Genomic DNA, 10,341 nt, shown 5'->3' with positions numbered 1-10,341 from the left:
TTCTCTCCTGCTCGGCGGTCGATGGAAGCGCTGTGGGGTCAGCGGAAGCGCTGTGGGGTCAGCGCGATCCGGAGGAGGGGACGGCCGGCGCCGGTCGTACGTCCTGCTGCTCGGACGCCGGGGGCGCGGCCGCGGGGCGGCGCAGGGTGCGGGACAGCAGCGGAGAGGTCATGCCGGTGGTGACGAGCGCCATCATCACCATGGCGCTGAAGAGCTCGGTGCTGAGCAGTCCGATGCCCAGGCCGACGTTCAGGATGACCAGTTCGGTGAGGCCCCGCGTGTTCAGCAGCAGGCCGAGCGTGTAGGACTCGTGCCAGCTCATGCCGTTGAGGCGGGAGCAGAGCAGCACGCCGCCGAGCTTTCCCGCACAAGCGACCGCGATGATCAGCACCATGTGTACCGCACCGGTCGACGTGAGCGAGGTGAGGTCCACGGAGAGTCCGGTGACCACGAAGAAGACGGGCAGCAGCAGCTTGCTCGTGTGCTCGATGGGGATCAAAGCGGACTGGCGCAGCAGCTCCTGCTGATCGGAGCGGGGCATGACCAGGCCGAAGAAGAAGGCCCCGAAGATGGCGTGCAGGCCGATCTCCGACGTCACGTACGCCGAGGTGAGGGCGCCGGCGGCGGCGAGCAGGGGGAGCACGTGTGCGGCGGCGGTGCTGGCCCGTGCGGCCAGGGCGGCCAGTACGGGCCGGACCACGCCCAGCATCACGACGACGTAGACGATGCCCCACCCGATGACGCCGAGGAAGGTGCCCGCGCCGGACGCGGAGACCAGGGCGACGACGACGGCCAGCAGGCACCAGGCGAGGATGTCGTCCAGTGCGGCGAGCGCGAGCGCGAAGTTGCCCAGGCGTGTGTGGTGCAGCTGCTTGTCCGTGATGATGCGCGCGAGGACCGGGAAGGCGGCGATCGATATGGCGGTGCCGATGAAGAGCCCGAAGTGCAGAAACGCGATGTCCTCGCCGTTGACCGTTCGGTAGGAGCCGTACAGCAGCGCTGCCATGCCGAAGCCGAGGGCCATCGGCAGCGCCGCCGCGCCCAGCCAGATGGTGCCGGTGGCGCGCCCGCGGCCCCGCAGGGTGGTGGGGTCGAAGTGCCACCCGATGGTGAACATGAAGAGGAGCAGGCCCACTTGGGCCACGACGTTCAAGTAGGGCCGGACGTCCATGGGGAAGAAGTGCTCGGGCAGATTGCCGGGGAGCGCCCCGAGCAGGCTCGGCCCCAGACAGATTCCGGCGGTGATCTCGCCGATGACCGTCGGCTGGTGCAGGCGGCGCGCGAGGGCGGCGAAGGCCGCTCCGACCACGAGAACCAGAGCGATACCACCGAGGGTGGTGATGGTGATCCACTCCGTGTGTTCAGCGCTCTTCATGCAGGATCTCCGCTGGGCAGGGGGAACCGGGAGGAAGCCGATATCCGGACGGCGGAGAGCTCTCGGGCGTGACGCATGCCGAGCCCCCCGTGGGACGGACACTTTCGAGCGGGCTGCGGAGATCGCGGGATCGGAATCCGCAGCCCGGCGTACCTCAGAACTCGGTGAGGCCGGCGAGTTCCTTGACCAGCGCCTGGTACTCGGGGCGGCCGACGACGCTCATCATGACCTGGAGCTTCTCCTGGTCACCGCCGATCTTCACCTGTCCGGCCGCGGCGGCCTGAGGCGGCGTCAGCTCAAGCCGGTGGATCTTGACGCTCACCTCGTACGGCATGGTGACGTCGAACGAGGGGTCGTCGATGACTCCGTCGACGACATCCACGATGCGGCCCTCGTTGATGATCAGGGCGTAACGGACCTCGCCGCGCTGCGGGACCTCCGTGACCAGGTACTGGATCCGCAGATCGGCACCGGGCAGCGCCGGGAGCCCTGCACCGAGCTCCTTGATCTTCTGAAAGGACTCGGGCGTGAGGAACTTTACCTTTGACACCGAACTTCTTTCCTTCCGTTGATTCTTCGCTTTTTCTTCGCTGCTTCTTCTCGTATCCGCTGATCAGAAGAGTCGACGGCCGCGGAGTCCGGTCTTCGCCATTTCGATCGCGACGCCGCCGATCATGTCCTTGATGTCGGCCGGCGCCTCGCGCGCGAGCCACATTCCCATCCGGGCGAGCTTGGCTGGCGAAGGGCGCAGGAAATGGACGTTGCGGTCGGCGAATCCCGGGCCCTTCGGGATGTAGTCGGCGCGTTCGAGCTGACGGTAGAGTTCGTCCGCCGCCGCGGCGCCCGATATTTCCTTCTTCTCGAATTGCTGGCACTGGTCGACCATGGAGTCGAAGAGCTGGCCGTACTGGGGGTGGTCGGGCCACCACAAGCCGACGTTCTGTACGTCTTCGAGCTTCTTGAGGTAGTCGACGTCGCCCGTCCTGCGGAACTGGGACAGCGCGCGCTGGAGCCGGAATCCACCGATGACGGAACCGAACGACCAGATGCGGAATACCGCGCTCCAGAGTTCGTAGTTGTCGAAGGCGATGAAGGCACTGTTGACGAGCTTGTCGTTGTAGTCGAGCAGCCCCTGTTCCAGTGTGGAGACGTACTCGAACTTCTCGACGGAGAAGTCATTGGTGCGCAGGGCGTCGAGCAGCCGCCAGGACAGCGCGTTGATGACCTCCACCGTGTTCGAGATGCCACGCGAGAAGAGCGGGTCCAGGAAGCCGGAGGCATGCGACATCAGGCACCAGCGGTCCCCGACGGAGCGCTTGGAGGAGTACTGGAGGCGATCGGTGGAAACCCACGGGCGCACCGCCTTGGCGCTGGCGAACTGGCGCTCCACCGCCGGATACCGCGAGGCGAACTCGCGGAACTCGTCCTCGGGGCTGAGACCGGTCTTCGGGTATACCCGGGGGTCCATGGTGAGACCGACACTGACCAGCGGGTTCTTCGACCCCGAGTGGTTGTTGAAGGGAATGGCCCAGAACCAGCCCCGGTCGAAGAGGTGGTGCATGGTCCCCGACTCCCAGGGGATGGGGGGCCTCTCCGCCTTCGGATGGTGCAGGACCTCGTCGGTGCTCTTCACGTCGATCATGTGCGTGAACAGGGACCGCGAGTGGTGCTGGAACCGGCAGGGCTCCTCACGCAGGTCGAGCTTCTCGGCCAGCGGCGAGCGGAAGCCGCTCGCGTCCACCAGGTACCGGCCGCGAATCGCCGTGCCGTCGCTGCCGACGACGGCGACCGAGTCGTCGTCGATCTCGACGTCCTCGACGCGGAAGCCGAGCCGCGTGGCGCAGCCGTAGCGCACCGCCGCGTTGAAGAGGTACGCGTCCGTGTCCTGGCGGAACAGGTGGCCGGAGCGGTTGAGGATGCCCGGCGTGCTGAACTGGGTTCCCTCGCGCGGGTTCGGCTCGTTGCCCTCCGTGTGGCGCAGGAACCCGAAGTGCCGCTTCTGCCCGAAGTTCGTGCCGATGTCCCTGTTGCAGTCCTTGTACGAGGAGAGGGTCGCGATCTCGGGGACGCCGTACCGCTCGGACAGGATCCGGAGTCCGAGCAGGGTGTAGGGAATCATGGACTCGCCCACGGCGAAGCGAGGGTGTGATCCCGCGTCCACGATCACCACGCGGGCTCCATTGCGCGCGAGAATCGCACCGAGGATTGACCCGGCAATACCGGCCCCGAGAATAATGACGTCATGCTCTGGATTCTTGAGCTGTGCCGGGGCTTTGCTCTCCGGGTCCTGCGCTTTTCGCATGGGGAATCTCCTCGAGAAGTCGAAGCGACTGAATTCGAAGCTAACAGGGCCGCCTGCACGCCGTCTTCAGTACAACTGATGAGTTCCGGCTCGGTACTCAGGGATGAGACTCGTCCTTTAGGGCGCGTCCGGGCCGCCTGGTGCGCCCCGATGTCATACCGAAGGCCACTTGTGAGCGGCGGCCGGCGACTGTCAGGGTCAGCACTGGGAGTACGTACCGCACAAGCGGGCCCGGATTTCTCACCAGTGCTACTTCGGAGGAAGGCTTCCATGACGTCCACGGATTCTCCCGCGGAACAGGTCGACTTCAGCGAAAAGCTGTCACGGGCGCTGGACATGGTGTCCCGGCTCCGCGGCGCACTGGAAGAACGGGACCGCGCGGCGCACGAGCCGATCGCCGTGATCGGAATGAGTACGCGCTTTCCGGGTGACGCGGAGAATCCGGACGCGTTCTGGAACCTTCTCCAGGAGAAAGTGGACGCGGTCGGGCCGTTTCCCGCCGACCGCTGGGACGCAGCCCCGTACGAGGACCCCGAGCCGGGCGTTCCGGGCAAGGCCTATGTGACCCGGGCCGGATACGTCGAAACGGCCGAGGAGTTCGACGCCCAACTCTTCGGCATCTCGCCCCCAGAGGCCCTGGGCATGGATCCCCAGCAGCGCATGGTGCTTGAGGGAGCCTGGGCCGCATTCGAGCACGCGGGGATCGCGCCGGACTCGCTCCAGGGCAGCGGCACCGGTGTCTTCATCGGAGCCAGCACGAGCGACTACGTCCGCATGCGGCAGCAGTTCGGCGCGGCCGAGGCGATCGACAGTTACCAACTGTTCGGCGAGAACAGCTTCATCGCCGGCCGCGTCTGCCACACGTTCGGCCTCCAGGGACCGGCGCAGGTGGTCGACACCGCCTGCTCGTCATCCCTCACCGCCGTGCACCAGGCGATACGCAGCCTGCGCTCGGGAGAGACCGAACTCGCCCTCGCCGGCGGGGTCAACGCCATCCTCGCCCCGTACGGATTCGTGCTCCTGAGCCAGTCGCAGGCGGTGGCCCCCGACGGCCGGTGCAAGACCTTCGACGCCTCCGCCAACGGATACGGCCGCGGCGAAGGCTGCGGCATGATCGTGCTCAAGCGCCTTTCGGACGCGCGGCGGGACTCGGACCGCGTCCTCGCCGTGATCCGCGGCAGCGCCCTCAACCACGACGGCCGGGCCAGCGGCATCTCCGTACCCAACGGCACCGCCCAGCAGGCGGTGATCCGGGCGGCGCTCTCCGACGCCCGCGTGGCGGGCTCCGACATCGGCTACGTCGAGGCGCACGGCACCGGCACCGTGCTCGGCGACCCCACCGAACTGCACAGCCTGGAGGCGGTGCTCGGCGCGGGCCGGGACAGCACCGACCACCTCTACGTCGGCTCCGCCAAGACCAACATCGGACACCTGGAAGCCGCCGCGGGCATCGCGGGACTCATCAAGGCGATCCTCGTCGTGCAGCGCGGCGCGATACCGCCCAACCTCCACTTCCACCACCCCAATCCGATGGTGGAGTGGCACCGCCTGCATCTGACCGTGCCCACCGAGACGGTGCCCTGGCCCGAGAACGGCCGCCCCCGCCTCGCGGGAGTCAGCTCATTCGGCGCCAGCGGCACCAACGCACATGTCATCGTCGAGCAGCCGCCCACGCCCGAACCCGCCCGGCACGAGTCGTCGGCGGCCCCGGACCACGCACAGCTGCTCGCCCTGTCCGCCCGTACGCCCGAGGCCCTGCGCGCCGTCGCGGACCGCTACTCCCGGTTCCTCGAGGACTTCGGCGGCCGCACCGGAACCGGCACCCTGCGGGACCTGTGCCACAGCGCCCACACCCAACGTGCCCACCAGGCACACCGGTTGGCCGTCGTCGGCGACTCGCCCGCCGCGATGGCGGAGCAGCTGCGGCGCTTCGCCGACGGGGCACCCGGCGCACCGGCTTCGGGCAAGGCGCCGGTGCGCGCCCGCCCCAAGGTCGCGTTCCTGTTCAGCGGACAGGGCTCCCAGTACGCCGGTATGGCGAGCGAGCTGTACGCCACCGAGCCCGTCTTCCGCGAGGCCTTCGACCGCTGCGCCGAACTGCTTCGCGAGCACACCGACAAGCCACTGCCCGCCGTGGTCTTCGGCCCGGAGAGCACCGACCTGGACCGCACGCGCTGGACGCAGCCCGCGCTGTTCTCCGTCGAGTACGCGCTGGCTCAGCTCTGGCTCTCCCGGGGGATCCGCCCGGCCGCCGTGATGGGGCACAGCGTGGGGGAGATCACCGCCGCATGCGTCGCCGGCGTACTGACGCTGGAGGACTCCGTCGCCCTGATCGCGGCGCGCGGGCGCGCCATGGACGAACAGTCGCCGACAGGAGCCATGCTCGCCGTACCGCTGTCGGAGGCCGACGCGCTGGCCGCCATCGGGGCGCGCGGGGCCGACGTCGCTCTCGCCGCGGTGAACGGCCCCGAAAGCACCGTCCTCTCCGGACCGTTCACCGACATCGAGGCCATCGAGGCCGAGCTGGCGGAGCGCGGAGTCACCGCCAAGCGGCTCAAGGTGTCGCACGCGTTCCACTCACCCATGACGGACGCCGCACTGCCGGAACTGGCCCGCGCCGCCGCCGCACTCTCCCCGAGGCCGCCCAAGATCCCCCTCGTCTCCAACGTGACCGGCACGTTCGCGGAAGCCGACACCCTGCGGGACCCCCAGTACTGGTGCCGGCACGCCCGCGGCACCGTCCGGTTCCACGACGGACTGCACGCGCTGCGGGACTCCGGCGTGAGCACCTTCCTCGAAGTGGGACCCGGCAGGGTGCTGCTCGGCATGGGCGCGCGCGCCGTGCCGGACCACAGCCTCCAGTGGCTGGCGTCGATCCGCCCGGGCAGCTCCGACGCCGCCGGGATACGGGACAGCCTCGCCCGGCTCTACCTCCTGGGCGCCCCCATCGTCTGGTCCCGCGACGACGACGGCCCCCGGCGGCGCATCGAACTCCCCGGCTACCCGTTCCAGCGGCAGCGCTACGCCTTCCCCGTGGGGGAGACGACGGCGGGCGGGCCGACCGTATCGACGACCGCCGCCGACACGGCACCCGGTGTCTACGACCTCGACTGGCAGCAGACCCCCACACCCCTGAGGCCGGACACCACCGCACTCGCCCGCCCGGGCCGCACACTGCTCCTCGCCGACGCGTCGGGCATGGCCGAACTGCTCGCCCAGCGCCTTGAGGAGGCGGGTGACGAATGCCTCCTGTGCTACGCGGCCGACGCCGCCGTGGGCGACGCCGACACGGCGGGCACCGACCGGCCGGAGACGGGCGGGCTCGCCGCCGTCGCCGAATTCGTCCGCCAGGCGGGTCCGCTGGATCGCATCGTGCACATGTGGAGCCTCGACGTCCCGCTCGGTGATGACGCCGACGCCGACGACGTGGCGCGGGCGCGCAGCCTTGGCCCGGAGGCCATGGCCCAGATCGTGCGTTCGCTCGCCCGGATGCCGGAGGACGGCGGCTCTGCCGGCACCTCCAGTGACGCCCGTCTGTGGGTCATCACCCGGGGCGCTCAGCCGACCGGCGAGGAGAACGGCCCGCTGGCAGTCGGCGCGGCGCCGCTGATCGGCCTCGGCAAGACCATCGCGCTCGAACACCCCGGGCTGTGGGGCGGCAGCATCGACCTCGATCCGCAGACCGACACCGACCTGGACGCCCTGGCGGCGATGCTGCTCCATGAAGTCGCCCCGGACGATGACCAGATCGCGGTACGCGGGGGCAGGACGCTGGTGCCCCGGCTGACCCGGCGTGCGGACGCCGACGCTGTGGCGCTGCCGGTGATCAGGCCCGATGCCGAGTATCTGGTCACCGGAGGTCTCGGCGGTGTGGGTCTGCTGGTCGCGGGCTGGCTCGTCGAGTCCGGGGCACGTCACCTGGTGCTCACCAGCCGCACGGGCCTCCCCGACCGTCACACATGGGACGACGGCTCCCTGCCGCCCGACACCGCCGAACGCGTGGCAGCCGTCCGGGCCCTGGAGGAACAGGGAGCAGACGTACGGGTCGTCGCGGCGGACGTGTGCGACGAGTCGGCGATGCACGAACTCGTCACCGAATCGGCCCGGGGCGCCCGGCCCCTCGCCGGAGTGGTCCATGCGGCGGGGCTCTCCCTGGGCCAGGACCTGGCCGACGCGGAACCGGAGCTCTTCCGCGAGGTGCTGCGGCCCAAGACCGACGGCGCCTGGCTGCTGCACGAGGCGGTGGCGGACCTGCCGCTCGACTTCTTCGTGCTCATGTCCTCCGTGGCCTCTGTCTGGGGAGCCGCACACATGGGTGCCTATACGGCGGCGAACCAATTCCTCGACGCGCTCGCCGCGCACCGCCGTGCGCGTTCCCTGCCGGCGGCCACCCTCAACTGGGGCCGCTGGGACATGGTCAGCGGACTCGGCGGGCGCGGGAAGCCGGAGCGGGTGGCGGCCACCGGATTCCGGGCTCTCGACCACGGGACGGCGCTCGCCCATCTGGGGTCGGTGATCGCTCGCGGCGAGGGACAGCGCATCGTCGCGGAGGTCGACTGGGAAGTCGTCAGGCCGCTCATGGAATCCCAGCGGACACGGCCGGTCCTCACCGGTATCGACCATGAAGGGGACTCCGGACAGGCCGAGGAGGAGACGGCGGCCGACGAGGTACTGAAATGGGCGCTGGGCCTGCCCGTCGAGGAACGCGAGCAGGCGCTCGACGAGTACGTCTGGGAAGTGCTGGCCCAGCAGTTGGGCGTGCAACGGGCGGAATTCACGGGCGACTTCAACCTGCTGGACTTCGGCTACGACTCGCTGGGCGCGATGCGAACCCTCGCCAAGTTCCGCAAGGAACTCCGACTCGACCTCGACACACGGCAGTTCTTCGAGATCTCCGCCGACGGCTGGGGCCAATACCTCGCGGTGACGCTGCGAGAGCAGCACGGCTGAGCGTCATGGCGGTATGCGGCGGCCGGCGGCCCGCCGTCCCGCCCGCCGTCGCGAGAACCGTCGGCCCCTGTCCCGGTAACTCCCCTGTACAGAAGGGAACCCCGCATGGCCATGCGCAAGGTGCTCATCGCCGACCGTGGCGAAATCGCTGTCCGCGTTGCTCGGGCATGCCGGGACGCGGGGATCGCGAGCGTAGCCGTCTACGCAGATCCTGACCGGGATGCGCTGCATGTACGCGCGGCAGATGAGGCGTTCGCCCTGGGCGGTGACACTCCGGCCACCAGCTACCTGGACATTTCCAAGGTGCTGGCCGCGGCCAAGGACGCGGGGGCGGATGCGATCCACCCCGGATACGGCTTCCTTTCGGAGAACGCCGAATTCGCCCGGGCCGTGCTGGACGCGGGCCTGATCTGGATCGGCCCGCCGCCGCAGGCCATCCGCGACCTGGGTGACAAGGTCGCCGCCCGGCACATCGCGCAGCGCGCGGGTGCTCTGCTGGTGGACGGCACGCCGTTGGTGGCCGGTACGCCGCGCCATCTGGACAAGCCGCGGCATGTGGAGACGCAGTGCCTGGCCGACCAGCACGGCAACGTGGTCGTGGTGTCCACCCGTGACTGTTCGCTGCAGCGCCGCCACCAGAAGCTGGTGGAGGAGGCCCCCGCGCCGTTCCTGAGCGAAGCGCAGAACGCCGAGCTGTACGCGGCGTCCAAGGCGATCCTCAAGGAGGCCGGCTATGTGGGCGCCGGCACCGTGGAGTTCCTGGTCGGCACCGACGGCACGATCTCCTTCCTGGAGGTCAACACCCGTCTGCAGGTGGAGCACCCGGTCACCGAGGAGGTCACCGGCCTGGACCTGGTCCGCGAGATGTTCCGCATCGCGGACGGCGAGGAGCTCGGTTACGGAGACCCCCAGATGCGGGGCCACTCCTTCGAGTTCCGCATCAACGGCGAGGACCCCGGCCGCGGCTTCCTGCCCGCGCCGGGCACGGTGACCCTCTTCGACCCGCCGTCGGGTCCGGGCGTGCGCCTGGACGCGGGCGTGGAGTCCGGCTCGGTGATCGGCCCGGCCTGGGACTCGCTCCTGGCCAAGCTGATCGTCACCGGCGCGACGCGTCAGCAGGCCCTTCAGCGGGCCGCCCGCGCCCTGGAGGAGTTCACCGTGGAGGGCATGGCCACCGCCATCCCCTTCCACCGCGCGGTCGTCAGGGACCCGGCGTTCGCACCCGAACTGACCAGCTCCAGCGACCCGTTCACGGTGCACACCCGGTGGATCGAGACCGAGTTCGTCAACGAGATCCCGGCGTTCGCCGCTGCGGCCGACGCCGAGACGGACGAGGAGCCGGGCCGCGAGACGGTGGTCGTCGAGGTCGGCGGCAAGCGTCTTGAGGTCTCGCTGCCCTCCTCGCTCGGCATGACCATCGCCCGCACGGCCGCCGCGGGCGGCGCCCGCCCCAAGCGGCGCGCGGCGAAGAAGTCGGGCCCGGCGGCCTCCGGCGACACCCTGGCCTCGCCCATGCAGGGCACGATCGTCAAGGTCGCGGTCGAGGAGGGCCAGGAGGTCAAGGAGGGCGACCTGGTCGTCGTCCTGGAGGCCATGAAGATGGAACAACCCCTCAACGCCCACCGCTCGGGCACCATCAAGGGCCTCACGGCGGAGACGGCCGGAGGAAGCCTGGCGGCCGGTGAAACCATCTGTGAAATCCAAGACTGATCAG

5 protein-coding genes are annotated in these 10,341 nt (G+C 69.6%); 2 read left to right on the top strand and 3 right to left on the bottom strand.

Going from position 1 to position 10,341, the window contains the following annotated elements; translation table 11 throughout:
- Window positions 1-58 precede the first annotated feature (58 nt).
- From ACWFR3_RS10225 to ACWFR3_RS10215, 3 genes are all read right to left on the bottom strand, one after another.
- Window positions 59-1,375: a cation:proton antiporter gene (locus tag ACWFR3_RS10225; protein ID WP_453734116.1), complete on the bottom strand. Its 1,317-nt coding sequence runs from the start codon at window positions 1,373-1,375 to the stop codon at window positions 59-61.
- Between the two features lie 154 nt (window positions 1,376-1,529).
- Window positions 1,530-1,925 (bottom strand): SCP2 sterol-binding domain-containing protein, encoded by a 396-nt coding sequence (locus ACWFR3_RS10220; protein ID WP_453734115.1) that lies wholly within the window; start codon window positions 1,923-1,925, stop codon window positions 1,530-1,532.
- A gap of 63 nt (window positions 1,926-1,988) precedes the next feature.
- Window positions 1,989-3,545 carry an NAD(P)/FAD-dependent oxidoreductase gene (locus ACWFR3_RS10215; protein ID WP_453734114.1) on the bottom strand — a complete coding sequence of 519 codons (1,557 nt, stop codon included), beginning with the start codon at window positions 3,543-3,545 and terminating at the stop codon, window positions 1,989-1,991.
- 402 nt (window positions 3,546-3,947) lie between these two features.
- Here ACWFR3_RS10215 and ACWFR3_RS10210 point away from each other — a divergent pair, with 402 nt between their 5' ends.
- Together ACWFR3_RS10210 and ACWFR3_RS10205 are read left to right on the top strand one after the other, a co-directional pair.
- Window positions 3,948-8,627 carry an SDR family NAD(P)-dependent oxidoreductase gene (locus ACWFR3_RS10210; RefSeq protein WP_453734113.1) on the top strand — a complete coding sequence of 1,560 codons (4,680 nt, stop codon included), beginning with the start codon at window positions 3,948-3,950 and terminating at the stop codon, window positions 8,625-8,627.
- A 111-nt stretch (window positions 8,628-8,738) separates the two neighbouring features.
- Window positions 8,739-10,337, top strand: a complete 1,599-nt coding sequence (locus ACWFR3_RS10205; RefSeq protein ID WP_453734185.1) for a biotin carboxylase N-terminal domain-containing protein — start codon at window positions 8,739-8,741, stop codon at window positions 10,335-10,337.
- The last annotated feature ends 4 nt before the right edge of the window (window positions 10,338-10,341 follow it).

This window comes from Streptomyces sp. NPDC055189 (assembly GCF_053606765.1).
This window is presented reverse-complemented; position numbering and strand designations above follow the sequence as displayed.

Coding starts and splice junctions, on each gene's coding strand:
- ACWFR3_RS10225 (WP_453734116.1), bottom strand. CDS start 1,375: ATGAAGAGCGCTGAACACACGGAGTGGATCACCATCACCACCCTCGGT.
- ACWFR3_RS10210 (WP_453734113.1), top strand. CDS start 3,948: ATGACGTCCACGGATTCTCCCGCGGAACAGGTCGACTTCAGCGAAAAG.
- ACWFR3_RS10205 (WP_453734185.1), top strand. CDS start 8,739: ATGCGCAAGGTGCTCATCGCCGACCGTGGCGAAATCGCTGTCCGCGTT.